Raw genomic sequence first — 19,526 nt, 5'->3', positions numbered from 1 at the left:
CTGTAGGTCAGTTGCGTGTACCCGGCGTTAACGCTGTTCTAGAGACCGAGGTAAGGCTGTCCCTATTTATGTCGGTCGAATACAGGTGGAACTTGAGCGCTGATCTGTAAAGTTGTCAAGAAACTGATATTAGTCTGCTATCGCATGGTGACAATACAGAAAAGAGCCAAGCACAAACGAAAAAAAACCCGGCAATGCCGGGTTTTTTTGTCTGGATCAGCGCTTAGGCTTTGAAGGTTTTGCCTTCAAATTGCTCAGCGACGAACTTCCAGTTGACCAGATTCCAGAACGCTTCTACGTACTTCGGCCGCACGTTGCGGTAGTCGATGTAGTAAGCGTGTTCCCACACATCGCAGGTCAGCAGCGGTGTTTCGCCGCTGGTCAGCGGGTTGCCGGCACCGATGGTGCTGGCCAGAGCCAGGGAACCGTCAGCCTTTTTCACCAGCCAGCCCCAACCGGAACCGAAGGTGCCGATGGACGTTTTGCTGAACTCTTCTTTGAACTTGGCGAAAGAGCCGAACGCAGCGTTGATCGCGTCAGCCAGAGCGCCGGTAGGTTCGCCGCCAGCGTTTGGCGCCATGCAGTTCCAGTAGAACGTGTGGTTCCATACTTGAGCGGCGTTGTTGAAGATACCGCCCGAAGAAGTCTTGATGATCTCTTCCAGGGTCTTGCCTTCGAACTCGGTGCCTGGCACCAGGTTGTTCAGGTTCACGACGTAGGTGTTGTGGTGCTTGTCGTGGTGGTATTCCAGGGTTTCACGGGAAATGTGCGGCTGCAGGGCATCGTGTGCGTAGGGCAGCGCTGGCAATTCAAAAGCCATGGTTAATCTCCTAATCAGGTCAGTTGCGGTGAGCGCAAGGCCGATCACGGGCGGCCAGACATAAACATGCGTCGGGGAGTTTGTACTCTTTGCGACGCAGGGGCTGGATCATAGCACCCGGCCTGCGCCATAACCACGCAACAACTGTGTGGAATAGAGGTTCCAGAGCCTTGTCGTAAACCTGATGATAAATATTGATCAGCCAACGAGACCTGATAACAATCGCAGATGGGGGGTCGATCCACGGGGTTTATGCGTTGCCCCGAACACTCCGCACTCAGCTCGCTCGAATCAATTGCGCCGCCACACTGAACATCATCACCGCCACCAGTAGATCCAGCATGCGCCAGGTCGCTGGCCGCGCGAGCCAAGGGGAGAGCCACGCCGCACCCACGGCCAGCGTGGTGAACCACAACAATGAGGCACTGGCGGCACCGACCACATAAGCGCCGGGCACACTTTGCTGCGCGCCAAGCGAACCGATCAACAGCACGGTGTCCAGATACACGTGGGGGTTGAGCAGCGTTACCGCCAAAGCACTGAGCAGCACTGCACGCCGTGAGCGCAGCCCGGGTTTTTCATTGAGTTGCAGGCTTTGCCGGGAGCACGCGCGACGCAGCGCCAGGCTGCCGTACCACAGCAGAAATCCGGCCCCGCCCCAGCGGGCAATCGACAATAACAGTGGATTTTGTGCCAGCACATTCGCCAGCCCGAAAACCCCGGCGGCCACCAGCAGGGCATCACATACGACGCACAGTGCCGCCACGGGCAGGTGATGTTCGCGGCGCAGGCTTTGTGCGAGGACGAACGCGTTTTGCGTGCCGATCGCCATGATCAGCCCAGCGGCCACCAACAGGCCATTGAGATAACTTTGCCACATATCCGTCATTCCTCTGTAAAGCTACTCATGTTTGCGCGGCCATCGGCGTCAAAAATGGAGACGTAATTCCTTGGTTGATGCAGTTTGTGTGGCGAGTGTGGGGTGCTTGGCTGTATAAGAAAAACAAATAATACTCATCACTCATTAGAGAAAATGATGTTCGACTATAAATTGCTCTCCGCTTTGGCGGCTGTCGTCGAGCAGGCGGGTTTCGAGCGTGGCGCTCAGGTCCTGGGCCTGTCCCAATCAGCGGTATCGCAACGGATCAAATTGCTTGAGGCGCGGGTCGGTCAGCCCGTGTTGATCCGTGCCACCCCGCCGAGCCCGACAGAGATTGGCCGACGCTTGCTCAACCATGTGCAGCAGGTGCGTCTGCTTGAACGAGACCTGCAAAGCCAGGTGCCAGCACTGGACGAAGAAGGCATGCCCGAACGCCTGCGCATCGCGCTTAACGCCGACAGTCTGGCGACATGGTGGGCAGCCGCAGTCGGGGATTTTTGCGCCGAGCAGCATCTATTGCTGGACCTGGTGGTCGAGGACCAGGACGTGGGCCTCAAACGGATGCGTGCCGGTGAAGTGGCCGCTTGTGTGTGCGGCACCGAGCGCCCGGTGGCAGGCGCGCGCAGCGTGTTACTGGGTGCCATGCGCTATCGTGCCGTGGCCAGTCCCGGTTTTATCACCCGGCACTTTCCGCAGGGTGTTGCCGCCGTGCAATTGGCGCGCTCACCGGCGCTGGTGTTTGGTCCCGATGACTTTCTTCAGCACCGTTACCTGGCATCGCTGGGCGTGGAGGGTGGCTTCGAGCATCATTTGTGTCCGTCGTCCGAAGGGTTTCTGCGCATGGCCGAAGCGGGGCTCGGTTGGGGGCTGGTGCCGCAGGAGCAGGTGCGTGATCAGATGCAGCGCGGCCTGTTGGTGGAACTGTTGGCTGATCACCCCATCGATGTCCCGTTGTATTGGCATTATTGGCGCAATGGCGGTCAGTTGCTGACGCAGTTGACGGAGCATCTGACCCACCGGGCAGGTCAATGGCTAGTGCCGCTTAACATTTCGTGAGCGTCACTTGCTTCGAGCCACGCAATAAACAACACACGTAATGAACACACACACACAGTTAACGGAGCGGTAAATGAAGATTCTGGTCACCGGCGCAAGCGGCTTCATCGGCGGACGCTTTGCGCGTTTCGCGTTAGAGCAGGGCTTTACCGTGCGGGTCAACGGCCGTCGTGCCGAGGGCGTCGAGCATCTGGTGCGCCGTGGTGCGGAATTCATTCAGGGTGATTTGTCCGATCCCGAACTGGTACAGCGGCTATGCCATGACGTCGAAGCTGTGGTGCATTGCGCCGGAGCCGTGGGGGTTTGGGGTCGACGTCAGGACTTTCAGCAAGGCAACGTGCAAGTGACGGAAAACATCGTCGAAGGCTGCCTCAAGCAGCAGGTGCGGCGGTTGGTGCATCTGTCGTCGCCGTCGATTTACTTCGACGGTCATTCGCATCTGGGGATCAAGGAAGAACAGGTGCCCAGGCGCTTCATCAATCATTATGCGGCGACCAAATACCTGGCAGAGCAAAAGGTTTTCGGTGCCGAAGAGTTCGGGCTGGAAGTCATCGCCTTGCGCCCGCGTTTTGTCACGGGCGCAGGCGACAACAGCATCTTCCCGCGGCTGTTGAACATGCAGCGCAAAAAACGCCTATCGATTGTCGGCAATGGCCTGAACAAGGTCGACTTCACCAGCATCCAGAACCTCAATGACGCACTGCTCAGCAGTCTGCTGGCGGCCGGTTCCGCCTTGGGCAAGGCCTACAACATCAGCAACGGCATGCCGGTTCCACTGTGGGATGTGGTGAACTATGTGATGCGTCAGATGGAACTGCCGCAAGTCACCCGCTACCGCTCCTATGCGCTGGCTTACAGCGCCGCCGCCTTGAACGAGGGGGCTTGCCTGTTGTGGCCCGGGCGCCCGGAACCGACGTTGTCGCGGCTGGGCGTGCAGATGATGAGCAAGGATTTCACGTTAGACATCAGCCGGGCCCAGCATTATCTGGACTATCAGCCACGGGTCAGCCTGTGGACGGCACTGGACGAGTTTTGTGGCTGGTGGAAAGCGCAACAGTCGATTTGAAGCAGGACCTCTTGGTCGGCGGGTCAGTGGTTATACTGCAATCCTTTTCAGTTTCCAGCAGCTTCCAAAAGGTTTAACCATGCGTAACGACCCGCACGATGACTTCCATGATGTGCCGAACCTCAGTGCCAAAGACGACGATGACGATTTTGCACCGACCGCCGCTGCTCGTGAGCGCACGACGGTGTATTCGCGCAGCACGCCAGTGGTAAAGGTCAACCGCGCCAACACCGGGCCTATCTGGGCGTTGGTCGGCGCATTGTTCATTGCCTTCGCTGGGCTGGCCTGGTGGAGTTTTCAGCAGGTTTCGTTGATGGAGCAGCAACTGGTTGCGACTCAGGAAAGCTTTGCTCGCATCAGCGAGGAAGCAGCAGGGCGGTTACAGGATATCTCCGGGAAAGTGGTGGCAACCCAGTCGGTCGCCAGCAATGGCAGTGAGGCGTTGAAACTGCAAATTCAGAAGCTGGAAAGCAAACTGAACGATCAGGACAAACAGCAAGAGGGCGTCGTCGGCCAACAAAGTGGCTTGGGCAAGCGTCTGGAGCAGATGTCTGCGCAGACTGCCCAGTTGCAGACCGCCAATGCTCAGCTAGAAGAGCAAGTGAAAAGCCTGGGTAGCGAACTGGCGGCATTGAAAGGTGCCCAGCCCGACGTGAAGTCCACGCAGTCCATTCAAGCCCAGCTTGATGCCCAGATGAAAAGCCTGAGCGCTGATGTGGCCGCGCTGAAAAAGCAGGGCAATCCAAGTGTGGCCATCGACCGTCTTGAGCAAGAGGTATTGGTGCTCAAGAGCGAGCAGGACAATCGTCCGGCTGCTGCGGCTCAAGGTGGCAGTACCGCTGAGTTTGATGCGTTCCGTGGGCAAGTCACGCGCAACATCAGTACCTTGCAAAGCCAGATTCAGAATCTGCAACAGCAGATTAACGCCCGTTAGTCAGCAGTGAGCACATAAAGGCGCGCACGCATTGGTGTATCGATAAAACCGGTGCGCAGCGTGGCCCTAAGTATTTACAGTGATTGGAATTAGCTCGGTTGCGTGTGGGGCTTTTCTGTTTATTGATGTTTCTTGATAATGAGCCGTGGAGAGGCTTGTCTTTTGTTAGTTATTTTGTAAGGTGTCTTTAGCGACTGAGTTGTTCTGGGTCGAAGCGGGTTATTGAAGTGCTGCATACCCGTTAAATAAATAACCTTGCGATAAATAATTAACACCCGGTCAGGCTATTTGTTGCGGGCCGGGTAAAAGGAAAATGTGATGAATGCACCACTCGATAGTATTGGCTCTGGCCTTGGGACTGATGTTCCTCATGCGGAAGCTTTGATTGCGTCCCCTGCCAGACCGCCTGGTGATAAGTTTAAAAAGCCGATAAAAAAAGATACGTCCGGGGACAAAACGTCGACGTCCAAAGATAAGCCCAAGGGCCCTTCAACCAAGCCACCGCTGACTCTGGACAAGCCAAAAGGCCCTCCAGCCAAACCATCGATTTCCCTGGACAAGCCAAAAGCTCCACCCGCCAGGCCACCGATGGTCTTGGACAAGCCAAAAGCTCCGCCCGCCAAGCCTCACGTCGATCAGGCGGGCTTGCCAGCCCGAGAGCTTCCGGAAAAACCGGCGCCCCGCAGTATCCTGGAAAGCGTTAGCACTTCCTTTGATATAGCCGCTAACGCCTTTTCGATCGCTTCCACCATCAAGGATTTGTCCACTGGCCAGCCCGCTCCCATCGTTAAGCTGGCCGATGGAACCGTGGTCAATAACGAAACGTCGACCGTTACACTTCCCGATGGGAAAGTAATCGATGACGCTAACAAGACAGTGACTCATCCAGATGGAAGTAAACAATACGCAGACGGGACGACCGAGTATCCGGATGGGTCAATCAAAGACCCTGCCGGTGATATCAAGTACCCGGATGGAAGGTGGTATTACTCGGCAGACAAAGTGATGCGTCATGTTGACGGCACTTTTGAATATGAAGATGGCACGGTAACCGACGCAGACGGTAAACCCGTCGGCAAGCGTGCGTAGGGCGCGCGGGAATACATATTGACTGCTCTGGCGCTGTTTGTAATGGGCGCTAGTTGTTTGTGTGGTCATTAGATAAAAAGCCCCGGCTCTAAGAATCGGGGCTTTTTTAGTGTGGCGTGAACGTCTTACATTCGTGGGTAATCGATATAACCGACCGGGCCCTTACTGTAGAAAGTTTCCAGATGTGCGGGGTTTAGCGGTGCATCTTGTTGCAGACGCTCCGGCAGATCCGGGTTGGCGATGAACGGCACGCCGAACGCAACGGCATCGGCTTTGCCACTGGCCAGCCAGGCGTTGGCGCTGTCTTTGGTGAAGCGTTCGTTGGCGATGTACTGGCCGCCGAAGGCTTTTTTCAGCTGTGGGCCAAGGCTGTCGCCAGCTTCTTTTTCACGGGAGCAGATAAACGCGATCCCACGCTTGCCCAGTTCACGGGCTACGTAGGTGAAGGTTTCGGACAGGTTCTCGTCGCCCATGTCATGGGAGTCGGCACGTGGCGCCAGGTGCATGCCGACACGGCCCGCGCCCCAGACTTCGATCACCGCATCGGTCACTTCCAGCATCAGGCGTGCACGATTTTCCAGCGAGCCGCCGTATTCGTCGGTGCGGTGGTTGGTGCTGCTTTGCAGGAACTGATCGAGCAGGTAACCGTTGGCACCGTGGACTTCGACACCGTCGAAACCGGCGGCCTTGGCGTGTTCCGCTCCTACGCGGTAAGCATCGACGATCTCGGCGATTTCAGCGGTTTCCAGGGCGCGCGGTACCGGGTAGTCAGACAGTGGACGAACCAGGCTGACGTGGCCCGCAGGGGCAATCGCGCTCGGAGCGACCGGGGTTTCACCGTTGAGGTACGACGGATGGGAAATCCGGCCAACGTGCCACAGTTGCAAAACGATACGGCCGCCTGCAGCGTGCACGGCTTTGGTAATGTTGCTCCAGCCCCGTACCTGGTCGTTGGACCAAATACCGGGCGTGTCAGGGTAGCCGACGCCCATTGGCGTGACCGAGGTCGCTTCGCTGATGATCAGGCCCGCCGAGGCGCGCTGAACGTAATACTCAGCCATCAGTGCATTGGGGACGCGACCTTCATCGGCGCGGCAGCGGGTCAGCGGCGCCATGATGATGCGGTTCGGCAATTTCAGATCGCCCAGTGTAATCGGGTCAAAAATAGTGGTCATGGTGTAGAACCCTCTAAGGATCAGTCGGTAGCAGGTGCCAGATCGGGGTTAACGCTCTGGCGAAAAGTAAGCAGGGTCACCAGCAGTGCGAGCACCGCCAGCGCTGCAGCGGCCACAGGCACGCGGGTCAAGCCGAAGCCGTGTGCGATTACGCTCCCACCCACCCAGGCGCCCAGGGCGTTGCCGATGTTGAAGGCGCCGATGTTCAGGGTCGAAATCAGGTTGGGCGCGGCCTTGCCGAAGGTCATCACGTTCACTTGCAGGGCGGGCACGGCTGCGAAGCTGGCGGTGGCCCAGAGGAACAGGGTTATTTCAGTTGGAATGAGCGCGGTGCTGGTCCAGGTCAGCACGGTGGAGACCACCGCCATGACGATGAACACGCCGATCAGGGTCAGCGACATGTTGCGGTCGGCCAGCTTGCCGCCAATCACATTGCCCAGGGTCAAACCCAGGCCGATCAGCAGCAGGGTCCAGGTCACGCCGCTGGGTGATACCCCGGTGACGTCGCCGAGCAATGGGGCGATGTAGGTGAACAGGGTGAACACGGACGCGGCGAACAACACGGTCATGCTCAGTGATAGCCAGATTCCGGCGCCAGTCAGGGCGGCCAGTTCGGCACGCATGTCGAGTTTTTCCTCGTCATGTTTGGCCGGCAGGAAGCGGATCAAACCGATCAACGAGATCACGCCGAGCAGCGTCACCGCCCAGAAGGTCGAACGCCAGCCCGCCAACTGCCCCAGCGCGGTGCCCAGTGGCACGCCCAGGACGTTGGCCAGGGTCAAACCGGTGAACATCATGGCGACGGCCGAAGCGCGACGATTGGGCGCGACCAGGTTGGCCGCAACGACCGAGCCGATACCGAAAAATGCACCGTGACACAGGGCGGTGACAATCCGGGCGAACATCAGCAGGTTGTAGTCGCTGGCGAGGGCGCAGAGCAGGTTGCCGATGATGAAAATCACCATCAGCGAAACCAGTGCGGCCTTACGGGGCAATCTGGCGGTGACCAGGGCCATGAACGGCGCGCCGATAGCCACGCCCAGGGCGTAACCGGTCACTAGCCAGCCAGCGCCAGGGATCGAGACACCGAGGTCAGCCGCGACATCGGGCAGCAGCCCCATGATCACGAATTCCGTGGTGCCAATAGCGAAGGCGCTCAAGGCCAGCATTAGTAGCGAAAGAGGCACGAAGCGTCTCCTGAAAAGTGGGAAGAAATCAGAGCTGCTTGTTCATTTCTTGCAGGAACGCCTGGATGGCGTCTTCGTTGCGTTTGAAAAAGTGCCATTGGCCGACCTTTTTGTTGGTGATCAGACCGGCACGTTGCAGGACCGCCAAGTGCGCAGAAACGGTGGACTGGGAGAGGCCGGCACGTTGGTCGATCTGTCCGGCGCAAACGCCGTTGTCCAGCGAGTGATCCTGATTGGGAAAGCAGGCGTGAGGGTCTTTGAGCCACGCGAGTATTTCGCGGCGAACAGGGTGGGCCAGCGCTTTTATTATTTCGTCGAGGTCGATAGACATGTCGTTCTCAAATCCGTGTATAGCGGTATATCGCGATTCAGCGAACTTTATATCTATATTTCGCGATATACAAATATGAATGGGTGCTAAGCATCGCATAAAACGCTATATCGGGTTATATCGATATAGGCCTCGGTGCGGAATAGGCGTACGCTGGGCTCATGAATTATCTCGCACACCTCCACTTGGGCGGTCAGCGCTCGGCGCAATTGCTCGGCAGTCTGTACGGCGATTTCGTCAAAGGACCGCTGCCGGGACGTTTTACCCCCGAACTCGAAGCGGCGATCCAGCTGCATCGCAGCATTGATTCGTTCACCGATACGCACCCGCTGATCAAGCAGTCCATCGCCCGCTTCCCGCTGGAGCGACGGCGTTTTGCCGGCATCGTCCTGGATGTGTTTTTCGATCATTGCCTGGCGCGGGACTGGGCGGTGTATGCCGAACAACCGCTGGATGCATTCACCGCCAGGGTTTATCGGGTGCTGGCCGCCGAACCGGCGTTACCGGAGCGTCTGGCCCTGATCGCGCCGCGCATGGCGGCCCAGGACTGGCTGGGCTCTTATCGGGAGTTCGAGGTGCTGGAGCAGGTGCTGAGCGGGATTTCCCGACGCCTGTCGCGACCGCAAGGATTGGCCGGCGCCATGCATGAATTGCAGGCGCTGTATCAGCCATTGAGTGCGGATTTCGCAGAGTTTTACCCGCTGTTGCAGGATTTTGCTCAGGCTGCTTTGGCCGAGCGCTCAGCCCTTGGCTGAGCGACCTCGCCAAACAGGGCCAGGTGCACGGCTTGCTGAGCCTGAAACGCCAAAGCAGCGCGTTCTTGATGTTGGCTGGCGATCGGAGGGAGTAACTGGATATGCACATCACCCTGCTCGTTGGCGAACAAACGGCGCAGGTGTGAGAGCAGGTCGTCGTCGCCGATGAACGGCGCTATAGGGTCAGGCTTGCCGTCACGCAGATAACGAATGGCAACCGGCTGCAACGGCACGCCTGCATCGATTGCGCTGGACAGCAGGCGACCATGGAAGGTGCGCAGGCTGCGGCCGTCGGTGGTGGTGCCCTCGGGGAAAATCATCAGCGCATCATTTTCTTGCAAGTGCCGGGTCATTTGTCGCTGGATCAATCGGCTATCGCCCGAACCGCGACGGATAAACAAGGTGCCCGCTTTCAACGCCAGCCAGCCGGCCACCGGCCAGGTCCGCACTTCAGCTTTGGACAGAAACGACAGAGGGGCGAGCATCCCCAGCAAAGGGATATCGGTCCACGACACATGATTGCTGACCCACAGCATCGGCTCACGCGGCAGCTCGCCGCTGACGGTTACGCGAAAGGGCAGGGCGCCACTCAAGTGGGTCATGAACCAACTGGCCCAGCGTTGCCGACGCGCCATGGAGTTGCCGATGCGCAAGCGTTCAAGCACACCGAACGCGCCGGCAATGGTCAGCCCCAGAGCAATCACCCACAGCACCCGCGCAACACGGGCATAGCCGCGTACCCGGCTCATCACACGGCCGCCTTGAAGTGGCGGGCGTAACGGGGGCACAGCTCGTCGCGTTTGAGCAGAATGAAAACGTCGGCCACCTGGAAGTCTTCATCCCAGCATGGCTCGCCGCAGATTTTTGCCCCTAACCGCATATAGGCTTTGAGCAGTGGCGGCATTTCACAGATGACGTTCTTGGGCAGGTCGAAGACTGGCAGCGGATTTTTCGGCTCGGCACGCAGATGTTCAGTGCTCAGGTAGCGTTCGCGCAAGCGCTGCATGATCGCGTGGGCCTGGATGCCACCATCTTGCATCGGAATGCTGGCACAGCCCATCAGGTAGCTGTAGCTGCCTTCATTGAGGATTTCCGCCAGCTCACTCCACAACACCGCGATGGTGCCGCCGTTGCGGTACGCCGGATCAACGCAGGTACGCCCCAGCTCCAGAATCGGGCCTTGCAGATGGCCGAGGCCGTGCAGGCTGAATTCCTCTTCGCTGTAAAAACGTCCCAAGGTGTTGGCGGCTTTATGGTCGAGCAAACGGGTAGTCGCCACCAGACGGCCCGTGGTGAGGTCGCGTACGCCGATGTGCGCACAGTGCACATCGTAGTCATCCCTGTCCAGGCCAAGTTCGGCGCCTTTGAGTTTGGCGTTGAACTCGCCGCTGAACACGCTGAAGCGTAAGGACTGGGCTTCATGCAGTGCCTGTGGTCCAATTAGGCGTTCAGCCTGAAGGCGACGTTCGGCACCTGTGTCACGACTGCGGGCGATCTGGGTCATGGGTCGTCTCCGTAAGCCAGCCATGGGTTTGCGGCCGGTCGACTGTGTGGTACGGAGTTAGGCTAGGGAGAGCCGATGTCACCACCATTAAGCTTTGGTGATGCTTGTATGACAGGACCGCCGGAGGGTCATCGCGGCCTGACAGAATCGGAGCGGTCCTCTCAGGCTTGTCACGAATCGCTGCTAGGGTTATAGAGACTTCGCAAGAGATTACTCCATGAATCTTCGGCTTTTTTTGCGTTTGTGCCAGTCCGTGGCATTGGGCTTGTGCGCCTGTTCGGCGTTGGCGCAAAACTGGCCCGGCGAACAATGGTCAAGCGCCCCTGCGGCACGGAGCCCGGCGGTGCTAGCGTTGGAGGATTACGCCTTCCCAGCACGTGATGACGCGACCCGCAAAGGCATCCGCACCGATGCGCTGTTGGTGATCCGCGACGGACAACTGGTTTACGAGCGCTATGCGGCAGCGACCACGGCCAACACGGCGCATTTGACTTGGTCAGTCAGCAAAAGCGTGATGGCCAGCGTGCTTGGTGTCGCGTTTGGTGAAGGGCGTTTCCAGCTGGACGATTCAGTGAGCACATTCTACCCACCGTTCAAGGCCCACCCGGACATCCGTGTGCAGGATTTGCTGCATTGGGCCTCGGGTCTGGATTGGCAGGAAGACTATGAGTACGCGCCGCTCAACTCCTCAGTGGTAGCGATGCTTTATACCCGAGGGCACCGCGATATGGCCCGATTCACCGCTGGGCATGGCGTGGCCTGCGCGCCGGGAGCCGTCTACCGTTATTCCAGCGGTGACAGCAACGTATTGTCTGCAGCCTTGAAAGGCATGGTTGGTGACAAGGCCTACCCGGACTATCCCTGGACTGCGCTGTTCGAGCCGCTGGGCATTCGCAGCGCGGTGTGGGAAACCGATGGGAGCGGCATCTTCGTCAGCTCGTCTTATGCCTACATGAGCGCGCGGGATCTGGCGCGTATCGGCCTGCTGATGCAGCGTGGCGGTCGCTGGCAGGACAAGCAGTTACTGCCTAAGGCCTGGGTCGACTTCAGCCTGACGCCATTCGCTCACAATCAATCTGCGTCAGATAATGAAGTGCCAGGCGGACAGTGGTGGTTGAATCGCCTGCCCGATGCCGACACCTCAATAAGGCCTTGGCCCGATGCACCGCCGGATGCCTTCGCCGCGCTCGGGCATTGGGGGCAGGCCTTGTATGTGGTGCCCAGCGCCAATCTGGTGATCGTGCGTTACGCCGATGACCGTGATGCGCGTTACGACGACGATCAATTGCTCAAGCGGGCACTGGCTGCGTTTGCCGGGGAGGGTGAGCAGTGAACAGCCACCGCTGGTTTGTCCTGCGCCGCCCATTCAGCAGCCTGCTGTTGCTGGTGGCCCTGCTGGTAGCCGTGTTGGCTTGGCAGAACCGTGTTGCATTGCGGGTTTTCCCGAGCATCATCAGTGCCTATACGGCCAAGGAGTATTGTTCGTGCCGATACGTGACGGGCAACCCTGCTGACTATTGCGCGGCGTACGTGAAGCAATACGTGCCCAGTAGTCTGGTCGATGACGTCGAGAATAAACGCGTGACCGCCACTGGCTTTGGCCGTAGCAGCAGCGCAGCATGGCAGAACCCGCGTCAGGGCTGTCAGCTGGATCTATGACCCGCTGAGGCGTTGCCCGCTGGCGTTTGCACAGCATTTGCCAGCTCTCTGACAGCCGGTTAAGGTTGGCGCCAAATGCGCACCTGGAGCTTGCATGCACACGATGACCCGCCTGGCCCTCCTTGGCGTGCAGGCCCTGCTTGGAGTCCTGGCTTTGCCGGCCCACGCCAGTTGGTATCTGGATAACGAGTCATCGCGACTGTCGTTTATTTCCACCAAAAATGCTGACACGTCTGAAGTGCATCGCTTTCTCGTCTTGCACGGTAAGGTCGACCTGAAAGGCATGGCCGAACTTCAGGTCGAGCTCGACTCCGTCAGCAGTGGTATTCCCCTGCGCGACGAACGCATGCGTGATCAGTTGTTTGAGGTTAAACAGTTTCCTTCGGCGCAGATTGCCGCGCAACTCGACTTGCGGCCGATCAACGACCTGGCGCCCGGTGCTCAACTGGAACTGCGCCTGCCACTGACCGTCACCCTGCACGGCGCCTCCCACCGCTACAGTGCCGAACTGCTCGCCACCCGGCTTGATGATCGACGATTCCAAGTGGTCACCCTGGAGCCTTTAGTGGTGCATGCCGAGGATTTCGATTTGGTGCCTGGCCTGAGCGCTTTACGTAAGGTCGCCGGGTTGTCGGCAATCAGTTTGTCGGTACCGGTGGGTGCCGTGCTGATTTTCACGGCGCGCTGACATGAGTCGAGCGATCTTTGCCTGGCGCAGCAGCAATAAATTCAGTTTGCTGGTCGACGGTCCGGCATTTTTCCCGCGCATGATCGAGGCTATCGAGCAGGCGCAACAGCAGGTCGAACTGGAGCTTTATCTGGTCGAAGCCGGAGCCTGTGCCGATGCGGTGGTTCAAGCGCTGGTCCACGCGGCGTCACGCGGGGTCGTTGTGCGCTGCTTGTTCGACGACTATGGCGCTCAGGCATTCACCTTGAACCTGCGCAATCGCTTGATCGAAGCAGGCGTCGTTCTGCGCTTTTACAACCCTGTGCGTTGGCACCGTGGTTTTCGTAACCTCTACCGCGATCACCGCAAGTTGCTGTTGGTGGACAAACGTCTGGCGGTGGTGGGGGGGACGGGCGTGACCGATGAGTTCTGGTTGCCTGAGCAGAACACCAGCCAATGGCATGAAGTGATGGTGGAAATCACGGGGCCGATGGTTGCTGACTGGCAAGTGCTGTTCGACCGGCAATTTCACGCTAATCATCGCCCTTTCGCATGGCGGCCGACGCTTCGTTTCGGGTTGCCGCACTTGCCCACGGTGCCGGTCGCCAGTCAGGGGTTGGGCCGCGTGGCCTACGCCGACGCCCGCCAGCACCGCGACATTTTGCAATCGTTGGTGCGTGCGATAAATAGTGGAAAGCGCCGAATCTGGCTGGCAACTCCGTACTTTCTCCCAACCTGGAAAGTCCGTCGTTCCCTGCGTAGAGCCGCTATGCGGGGTATCGATGTACGCCTGCTGCTGACCGGTCCACGTACCGATCATCCGTCGGTGCGTTATGCAGGCCATCGCTATTACCCGCGACTGCTCAAGGCGGGCGTGCAGATATTTGAATACCAACCGTGCTTTTTGCATTTGAAGATGGTCTTGATCGACGACTGGGTCAGTATCGGCTCGTGCAACTTCGATCACTGGAACCTGCGCTTCAACCTGGAAGCGAATCTCGAAGCCCTTGATCCCGGCCTGACGCTTGCGGTCGCTGCCAGCTTCGAAAACGACTTTGCGCTCAGCTCACCGGTCAGTTTCGAAGCCTGGGAGGCTCGGCCATTCTGGCGTCGGGTCAAGCAGCGTGCCTGGGGCTGGATTGACCGCCTGGTCGTCAACGTCCTCGACCGACGAGACTGATCCTTCCCGCAGCTTTTCACCGTCGTAGTAGTTGTCTATTACCTGTCTTGCCCCTATCGGCCGTAGCTTGACTACGCTTATTGCCCAAGCCCTACATTCAAGGAGAGCTTCAAATGGCCGCTAAAAAAATTCTCATGCTGGTTGGCGATTACGTCGAAGACTATGAAGTGATGGTGCCGTTCCAGGCGCTGCAGATGGTCGGGCACACCGTCCACGCGGTCTGTCCGGGCAAAACCAATGGCCAATCCGTGCGTACGGCGATTCACGATTTTGAAGGCGATCAAACCTACAGCGAAAAACCCGGGCACAACTTTGCCCTCAACTTCGATTTTGATCAGGTCAAGGTTGAGGACTATGACGCGCTGCTGGTGCCTGGTGGTCGCGCGCCGGAGTACCTGCGTTTGAATGAAACCGTGCTGGAGTGGGTGCGCGCGTTCGACAAGGCCGATAAACCCATCGCGGCGGTCTGCCATGGCGCGCAACTGCTCGCCGCAGCGGGTATCCTCAAAGACCGTCAATGCAGTGCTTATCCTGCGTGCGCGCCGGAAGTGCGTCTGGCCGGTGGCGAGTTCATCGACATCGCGGTAACCGCTGCGCACACCCAAGGCAATCTGGTCACCGCGCCAGCCTGGCCTGCGCATCCGAGCTGGTTGAACGGCTTCCTGAAACTACTCGGAACCGAAATTATTTTGTAAGGAGGGCGTATGTGCGAGCTGTATGTCAAAGCTGATCCGATTCTCTACGAGTCGCGCTCACGGTCGCTGCGCATTTGCGGTGTGGTGACGACGCTACGCCTGGAAAATCAGTTCTGGGACATCCTCGCCGAGATCGCTCAGCTCGATGGCATGACCACCAATCAGCTGATTGGCAAACTGTATGAAGAGGTCATGGATTATCGCGGTGAGGTGGTTAATTTTGCCTCGTTCCTGCGGGTCAGTTGCACGCGGTATTTGAGTCAGCGTCGCGTGGTGACGCCTGAGTTGAGCGTGGTGCGCTCCGCCGTCAAGTAATGTGCAAGGCATAAAAAACCCGATCAAGTGATCGGGTTTTTTATGCGAGGGGGCGTATCTGATACGTCGCTTTTACTGAACTTCTACCGCCAGACTTTCACTGATTTTCTTCTGCCAGATAGCTGGCCCAGTGATGTGTACCGATTCGCCTTTGCTATCGACTGCAACGGTGACCGGCATGTCTTTGACGTCGAACTCGTAGATCGCTTCCATGCCCATTTCGGGGAAGGCCACCACACGGGATTTCTTGATCGCCTGAGCAACCAGGTAAGCCGCGCCGCCGACAGCCATCAAATACACGGCTTTGTAGTCCTTGATCGCTTCGATGGCAGTCGGGCCGCGTTCGGATTTACCGATCATGCCCAGCAGGCCTGTCTGGTCGAGGATTTGGCGGGTGAATTTATCCATCCGCGTTGCGGTCGTCGGGCCAGCAGGGCCAACCACTTCGTCGCGCACCGGGTCGACTGGGCCAACGTAGTAGATGAAGCGACCCTTGAGGTCGAAAGGCAGTGTTTCCCCCTTGTCCAGCATCTCGACCATGCGTTTGTGCGCGGCGTCGCGACCGGTGAGCATCTTGCCGCTGAGCAGGATGGTTTCGCCGGTTTTCCAGCTCAGCACGTCTTCCGGTTTCAGGGTGTCGAGGTTGACGCGGCGCGCGGATGGACCGGCTTCCCAGACGATTTCCGGGTAGGCATCCAGCGGTGGCGCTTCCAGCGAAGCCGGGCCACTGCCATCGAGCACGAAGTGCGCGTGACGGGTCGCCGCACAGTTAGGAATCATGCACACCGGCAACGAAGCCGCGTGGGTCGGGTAGTCCATGATTTTCACGTCGAGCACGGTGGTCAGACCGCCAAGGCCCTGAGCGCCGATGCCCAGTTGGTTGACCTTCTCGAACAGCTCCAGACGGATCTCTTCGATACGGTTGGACGGGCCACGCAGTTTCAGCTCGTGAATGTCGATGGAGTCCATCAGTACTTGCTTGGCCATCACCGCAGCTTTCTCGGCGGTGCCGCCGATACCAATGCCGAGCATGCCGGGTGGGCACCAGCCAGCGCCCATGGTCGGTACGGTTTTCAGCACCCAGTCGACGATCGAATCGGACGGGTTGAGCATCGCCATCTTCGACTTGTTTTCCGAGCCGCCGCCTTTGGCCGCCACGTCCACTTCCACGGTGTTACCCGGGACGATGGAGTAGTGGATAACTGCCGGGGTGTTGTCCTTGGTGTTTTTACGAGCGCCAGCCGGGTCAGCCAGGATCGAAGCCCGCAGGACGTTTTCCGGCAGGTTGTAAGCGCGACGCACGCCTTCGTTGATCATGTCGTCCAGGCTCATGGTGGCACCATCCCAGCGCACATCCATGCCCACACGAACGAACACGGTCACGATGCCGGTGTCCTGGCAGATCGGCCGATGGCCGGTCGCGCACATGCGCGAGTTGATCAGGATCTGGGCGATGGCGTCGCGGGCCGCAGGCGACTCTTCGCGAAGATAGGCCTCATGCATGGCCTGAATAAAGTCTACGGGGTGGTAGTAAGAAATGAACTGTAAGGCGTCGGCGACGCTCTGTATCAGGTCGTCTTGCTTGATCACGGTCATGTGGCACGCTCCTCTGCTAGGACGGGAACATTCGATTAGCTGTTTCCAACAGTACCGCCGTGCTCTGCTGAAAAACATCTTTAAGTAAGCGCGCCGACTCACAACGCCGACGCAAAAAAGGCGCCGCAGTATAGCGTGGGGTTGGCCTGGACACATCCGCTTGCGTGCAAACGAAGGTCGGGCAAAGGGTGGGCACTGTTTTTGCGTGGCTAGAAGAAGCGTTGCCGTAATGGGGGGCGAGAATTGAATAGTTATTTTTGAATAGTCGCACTAAAGTAGCAATTGGCCTCTATGGTGGACCTTGTTAGCTCGACGATTTTAATCGTACGGATTCTTGATTCATGCGCTGCAAGGCGTCGCAGGCCGGCAGGGGACGCGGCAGCGAACACCGGGTGTCCAGGCAGAACGCTGACTAATGGAATTAGCCACAGAGGCCGTTTGTGCCAGCACGGGAAGGAGTCCCTTTGAGCACGGTGAGTCAACGAGTGACCCCTAAAGTCATACAGAGTTTGTTGCTGAAACGATTTGCTTTGGCTGCCAGCACGTATGTGTTGGTGCTGGCACTGGTCTGGGTGGCAATTTTTACCGACTATTACCAGGCTCCCCTGCGCACGGCTGTCATTGGCAGCTGTCTGGTGGTGCTCTGCCAGTTGCTGCTGTTGGGGGTGTTTCTTGGCGGCTTCAACCTGCGTTTCAAAGACCCGAGTCTGACCGAGCTTCAGGTGCTGTTGGCGTTGGGGTGGCAAACATACCTGCTGGCCAATCTCGATAGCGCCCGGGGCACATTCCTGGTCATGTATGTGCTGATCATGCTGTTTGGCCTGTTCCATCTGACGCCCAAGGTATTTGTGCGCTGCGTGGCGTTTGTGTTCTTGAGCTTCTCCGGATTGAATCTATGGGAAGCCTTCCAGCGGACACTGGCGGATCCAGGCTTGGCCGCGTTACAAGTCTTCGCGCTGTTTATCGTATTGCTTTGGCTATGTCTGTACGCCCGCTATGTCCAGGCCTCGCGGCAGCGCATGCGTCAGCGCCGCTTTGCGCTCCAGGCGCATCAGGAGACCTTGCGCGGGATGATGCGTCAGCTTGAAGATCTGGTGGCGACTGACGAACTGACCGGCTTATATAATCGTCGACACTTTCTGCGCATGGCTTCCCGCGAACTGGAAACCATGGACAACAGTTATTCTCACGGTTTGGCTCTGATCGACCTGGATCACTTCAAACGCATCAACGATGCCCACGGCCATGCTGCCGGTGATCAGGTGTTGCAGGCTTTCGCCGCTGTTGCCACTGCCTGTCTGCGCGGGGGCGACGTATTGGCTCGCTATGGCGGGGAGGAATTCGTGCTGTTGATACCGCATTGCACTGCTGCACACCTGACCGGTTGTTGCGAGCGGCTGCGCGAGGCATTTACTCATGTCGAACTGGTTGGTCTGGAAGTGACTGAATTGAGCCTGTCAGTGGGGATGACCTTGCTGGAAGTGGGCGACGATCTTGACGAAGCCTTGCAGCGTGCGGATCAGGCGCTTTACCGCGCCAAGCGCGGCGGGCGAAATTGTTGTGCCGCGGCGTGGGAAAACGCCGATGCCTGACATCCGTGTCGGTGACCGGCAATGGCCGGTCGCTGCGGCGAGCAATCTGCTCGATGCCCTGAATAACGCCGGGATCGCCGTGCCCTACAGCTGTCGGGCGGGCAGTTGCCATGCCTGTCTGGTTCGCTGCCTGCAAGGCGAACCTGCGGATGCTCAGCCAGAAGCGCTGGACGCCGACAAACGTCAGCAGGGTTGGCGACTGGCCTGTCAGTGTCGGGTCGTCGAAGACCTGACCGTGGAAATTTTCGACCCCGGCCGCGATGGCCTGCCGGCCAAGGTTGCCAGTTGCGACTGGCTAAGCCCGACGGTATTGCGCTTGCGCCTGACACCCGAGCGGCCACTTCGCTATCGCGCCGGGCAGCATCTGGTGTTATGGACCGCCAATGGCATCGCTCGTCCCTACTCGCTGGCGAGCTTGCCGGAAGAGGATCGCTTCCTCGAGTTTCATCTTGATTGCCGTCACCCTGGCGCTTTCAGCGATGCCGCGCGGCAGTTGAAAGCGGGTGACCCGATGCGGCTGGGTGAGCTGCGCGGTGGTGCTTTGCACTATGATCCGGACTGGCACAACCATCCGTTATTGCTCCTGGCGGCAGGCACTGGGCTTGGTCCGCTGTGGGGCGTGTTGCGCGAGGCGCTGCGTCAGGAACATCAGGCGACCATTCGCGTGATCCATGTGGCCCAAGACTCCAGCGAGCATTACTTATCCACAGCACTGGCTGAACGGGCGGTGGCTTATCCACAACTGCAGATCCAATTACTCACCACAGCCGAACTCCCGGCCGCGTTGGCGGAACTGCGACTTGCTTCACGACAAACCATCGCCTTGCTTTGCGGGCACCCTGCCAGCGTCGAGATTTTCGCCAAGCGCCTTTATCTTGCGGGCTTGCCGCGCAGTCAGCTGTTGGCCGATGTGTTTCTCAGTCGCAGTTGAGCGCTGATCTCCCGAAACAAGGCGAAGATGCCCATTCAGGGACGGGATATTCAGGCGTAAAAAAGGCCCCGCAGTTCAAAAATGAACTGCGGGG

At 58.5% G+C, this 19,526-nt stretch carries 21 protein-coding genes; 13 read left to right on the top strand and 8 right to left on the bottom strand.

Annotated features, from left to right (window positions below; all coding sequences use genetic code 11):
* Positions 1-223 precede the first annotated feature (223 nt).
* On the bottom strand, positions 224-820 hold the full coding sequence (gene sodB / locus RHM55_RS10370) for a superoxide dismutase [Fe] (protein ID WP_219062217.1): 597 nt from the start codon (positions 818-820) through the stop codon (positions 224-226).
* Positions 821-1,097: 277 nt separating this feature from the next.
* Positions 1,098-1,700, bottom strand: coding sequence for a LysE/ArgO family amino acid transporter (locus tag RHM55_RS10365; protein ID WP_219062216.1), 603 nt, complete (start codon positions 1,698-1,700; stop codon positions 1,098-1,100).
* 156 nt (positions 1,701-1,856) lie between these two features.
* Between RHM55_RS10365 and RHM55_RS10360 the strand changes: the two genes are divergently transcribed.
* The 4 genes from RHM55_RS10360 (at position 1,857) to RHM55_RS10345 (ending at position 5,845) form a co-directional block, all read left to right on the top strand.
* On the top strand, positions 1,857-2,756 hold the full coding sequence (locus tag RHM55_RS10360) for a LysR family transcriptional regulator ArgP (RefSeq protein ID WP_322181743.1): 900 nt from the start codon (positions 1,857-1,859) through the stop codon (positions 2,754-2,756).
* Positions 2,757-2,829: 73 nt separating this feature from the next.
* Positions 2,830-3,822, top strand: a complete 993-nt coding sequence (locus tag RHM55_RS10355; protein ID WP_322181741.1) for an NAD(P)-dependent oxidoreductase — start codon at positions 2,830-2,832, stop codon at positions 3,820-3,822.
* 79 nt (positions 3,823-3,901) lie between these two features.
* Positions 3,902-4,756, top strand: a complete 855-nt coding sequence (locus RHM55_RS10350; protein ID WP_322181739.1) for an ATPase — start codon at positions 3,902-3,904, stop codon at positions 4,754-4,756.
* 318 nt (positions 4,757-5,074) lie between these two features.
* Positions 5,075-5,845: a hypothetical protein gene (locus RHM55_RS10345; protein ID WP_322181737.1), complete on the top strand. Its 771-nt coding sequence runs from the start codon at positions 5,075-5,077 to the stop codon at positions 5,843-5,845.
* A gap of 125 nt (positions 5,846-5,970) precedes the next feature.
* Here RHM55_RS10345 and RHM55_RS10340 read toward each other — a convergent pair whose 3' ends face one another.
* The 3 genes from RHM55_RS10340 to RHM55_RS10330 are packed head-to-tail and all read right to left on the bottom strand — an operon-like array spanning position 5,971 to position 8,538.
* Entirely contained in the window at positions 5,971-7,020 is a 1,050-nt protein-coding gene (locus RHM55_RS10340) for an alkene reductase (RefSeq protein WP_322181734.1), read from the bottom strand.
* A 20-nt stretch (positions 7,021-7,040) separates the two neighbouring features.
* A complete protein-coding gene (locus RHM55_RS10335) occupies positions 7,041-8,207 on the bottom strand; it encodes an MFS transporter (protein WP_322181732.1) in 1,167 nt (388 codons plus the stop codon).
* A gap of 28 nt (positions 8,208-8,235) precedes the next feature.
* A complete protein-coding gene (locus RHM55_RS10330; protein WP_322181730.1) occupies positions 8,236-8,538 on the bottom strand; it encodes a helix-turn-helix transcriptional regulator in 303 nt (100 codons plus the stop codon).
* A gap of 161 nt (positions 8,539-8,699) precedes the next feature.
* Here RHM55_RS10330 and RHM55_RS10325 point away from each other — a divergent pair, with 161 nt between their 5' ends.
* Positions 8,700-9,293, top strand: coding sequence for an ACP phosphodiesterase (locus RHM55_RS10325; protein WP_322181727.1), 594 nt, complete (start codon positions 8,700-8,702; stop codon positions 9,291-9,293).
* Here RHM55_RS10325 and RHM55_RS10320 read toward each other — a convergent pair.
* Positions 9,257-10,042 carry a lysophospholipid acyltransferase family protein gene (locus tag RHM55_RS10320; RefSeq protein ID WP_322181725.1) on the bottom strand — a complete coding sequence of 262 codons (786 nt, stop codon included), beginning with the start codon at positions 10,040-10,042 and terminating at the stop codon, positions 9,257-9,259. The two genes, RHM55_RS10325 and RHM55_RS10320, sit on opposite strands and share 37 nt — an antisense overlap.
* Positions 10,042-10,797, bottom strand: a complete 756-nt coding sequence (gene olsB / locus RHM55_RS10315) for an L-ornithine N(alpha)-acyltransferase (protein ID WP_322181722.1) — start codon at positions 10,795-10,797, stop codon at positions 10,042-10,044. The genes RHM55_RS10320 and olsB overlap by 1 nt, the downstream gene beginning before the upstream one ends.
* 217 nt (positions 10,798-11,014) lie before the next feature.
* On the opposite strand from olsB, the gene RHM55_RS10310 reads away from it, so the two are divergent.
* The 6 genes from RHM55_RS10310 (at position 11,015) to RHM55_RS10285 (ending at position 15,313) form a co-directional block, all read left to right on the top strand.
* Complete coding sequence (locus RHM55_RS10310; protein WP_322181720.1) at positions 11,015-12,130, top strand: serine hydrolase; 1,116 nt, start codon at positions 11,015-11,017, stop codon at positions 12,128-12,130.
* Positions 12,127-12,456 (top strand): amidase, encoded by a 330-nt coding sequence (locus RHM55_RS10305; RefSeq protein WP_322181718.1) that lies wholly within the window; start codon positions 12,127-12,129, stop codon positions 12,454-12,456. The genes RHM55_RS10310 and RHM55_RS10305 overlap by 4 nt, the downstream gene beginning before the upstream one ends.
* 94 nt (positions 12,457-12,550) lie before the next feature.
* Positions 12,551-13,144, top strand: coding sequence for a YceI family protein (locus tag RHM55_RS10300; RefSeq protein ID WP_322181716.1), 594 nt, complete (start codon positions 12,551-12,553; stop codon positions 13,142-13,144).
* 1 nt (position 13,145) lies between these two features.
* Positions 13,146-14,303, top strand: coding sequence for a phosphatidylserine/phosphatidylglycerophosphate/cardiolipin synthase family protein (locus RHM55_RS10295; RefSeq protein ID WP_322181714.1), 1,158 nt, complete (start codon positions 13,146-13,148; stop codon positions 14,301-14,303).
* Positions 14,304-14,416: 113 nt separating this feature from the next.
* Positions 14,417-14,998: a DJ-1/PfpI family protein gene (locus tag RHM55_RS10290; RefSeq protein WP_322181712.1), complete on the top strand. Its 582-nt coding sequence runs from the start codon at positions 14,417-14,419 to the stop codon at positions 14,996-14,998.
* 9 nt (positions 14,999-15,007) lie between these two features.
* Positions 15,008-15,313: a ribbon-helix-helix domain-containing protein gene (locus RHM55_RS10285; RefSeq protein ID WP_322181710.1), complete on the top strand. Its 306-nt coding sequence runs from the start codon at positions 15,008-15,010 to the stop codon at positions 15,311-15,313.
* 72 nt (positions 15,314-15,385) lie between these two features.
* Here RHM55_RS10285 and RHM55_RS10280 read toward each other — a convergent pair whose 3' ends face one another.
* Entirely contained in the window at positions 15,386-16,909 is a 1,524-nt protein-coding gene (locus RHM55_RS10280; protein ID WP_322181708.1) for a fumarate hydratase, read from the bottom strand.
* Between the two features lie 485 nt (positions 16,910-17,394).
* Between RHM55_RS10280 and RHM55_RS10275 the strand changes: the two genes are divergently transcribed.
* Together RHM55_RS10275 and RHM55_RS10270 are read left to right on the top strand one after the other, a co-directional pair.
* Positions 17,395-18,501, top strand: a complete 1,107-nt coding sequence (locus tag RHM55_RS10275) for a GGDEF domain-containing protein (RefSeq protein WP_322182846.1) — start codon at positions 17,395-17,397, stop codon at positions 18,499-18,501.
* The gene (locus RHM55_RS10270) at positions 18,494-19,432 is read left to right on the top strand and encodes an iron-sulfur-binding ferredoxin reductase (protein ID WP_322181706.1); all 939 of its coding nucleotides are present in this window, start codon (positions 18,494-18,496) and stop codon (positions 19,430-19,432) included. Before RHM55_RS10275 ends, RHM55_RS10270 begins: the two co-directional genes overlap by 8 nt.
* The last annotated feature ends 94 nt before the right edge of the window (positions 19,433-19,526 follow it).

It is taken from the genome of Pseudomonas sp. MH9.2 (assembly GCF_034353875.1).
GTDB lineage: Bacteria > Pseudomonadota > Gammaproteobacteria > Pseudomonadales > Pseudomonadaceae > Aquipseudomonas.
This window is presented reverse-complemented; position numbering and strand designations above follow the sequence as displayed.

Coding starts and splice junctions, on each gene's coding strand:
- RHM55_RS10270 (WP_322181706.1), top strand. CDS start 18,494: ATGCCTGACATCCGTGTCGGTGACCGGCAATGGCCGGTCGCTGCGGCG.
- RHM55_RS10360 (WP_322181743.1), top strand. CDS start 1,857: ATGTTCGACTATAAATTGCTCTCCGCTTTGGCGGCTGTCGTCGAGCAG.
- RHM55_RS10330 (WP_322181730.1), bottom strand. CDS start 8,538: ATGTCTATCGACCTCGACGAAATAATAAAAGCGCTGGCCCACCCTGTT.
- RHM55_RS10365 (WP_219062216.1), bottom strand. CDS start 1,700: ATGTGGCAAAGTTATCTCAATGGCCTGTTGGTGGCCGCTGGGCTGATC.
- RHM55_RS10285 (WP_322181710.1), top strand. CDS start 15,008: ATGTGCGAGCTGTATGTCAAAGCTGATCCGATTCTCTACGAGTCGCGC.
- RHM55_RS10350 (WP_322181739.1), top strand. CDS start 3,902: ATGCGTAACGACCCGCACGATGACTTCCATGATGTGCCGAACCTCAGT.
- RHM55_RS10345 (WP_322181737.1), top strand. CDS start 5,075: ATGAATGCACCACTCGATAGTATTGGCTCTGGCCTTGGGACTGATGTT.
- RHM55_RS10310 (WP_322181720.1), top strand. CDS start 11,015: ATGAATCTTCGGCTTTTTTTGCGTTTGTGCCAGTCCGTGGCATTGGGC.
- RHM55_RS10280 (WP_322181708.1), bottom strand. CDS start 16,909: ATGACCGTGATCAAGCAAGACGACCTGATACAGAGCGTCGCCGACGCC.
- RHM55_RS10300 (WP_322181716.1), top strand. CDS start 12,551: ATGCACACGATGACCCGCCTGGCCCTCCTTGGCGTGCAGGCCCTGCTT.
- RHM55_RS10320 (WP_322181725.1), bottom strand. CDS start 10,042: ATGAGCCGGGTACGCGGCTATGCCCGTGTTGCGCGGGTGCTGTGGGTG.
- RHM55_RS10340 (WP_322181734.1), bottom strand. CDS start 7,020: ATGACCACTATTTTTGACCCGATTACACTGGGCGATCTGAAATTGCCG.
- olsB (WP_322181722.1), bottom strand. CDS start 10,797: ATGACCCAGATCGCCCGCAGTCGTGACACAGGTGCCGAACGTCGCCTT.
- RHM55_RS10355 (WP_322181741.1), top strand. CDS start 2,830: ATGAAGATTCTGGTCACCGGCGCAAGCGGCTTCATCGGCGGACGCTTT.
- RHM55_RS10295 (WP_322181714.1), top strand. CDS start 13,146: ATGAGTCGAGCGATCTTTGCCTGGCGCAGCAGCAATAAATTCAGTTTG.
- RHM55_RS10290 (WP_322181712.1), top strand. CDS start 14,417: ATGGCCGCTAAAAAAATTCTCATGCTGGTTGGCGATTACGTCGAAGAC.
- RHM55_RS10325 (WP_322181727.1), top strand. CDS start 8,700: ATGAATTATCTCGCACACCTCCACTTGGGCGGTCAGCGCTCGGCGCAA.
- sodB (WP_219062217.1), bottom strand. CDS start 820: ATGGCTTTTGAATTGCCAGCGCTGCCCTACGCACACGATGCCCTGCAG.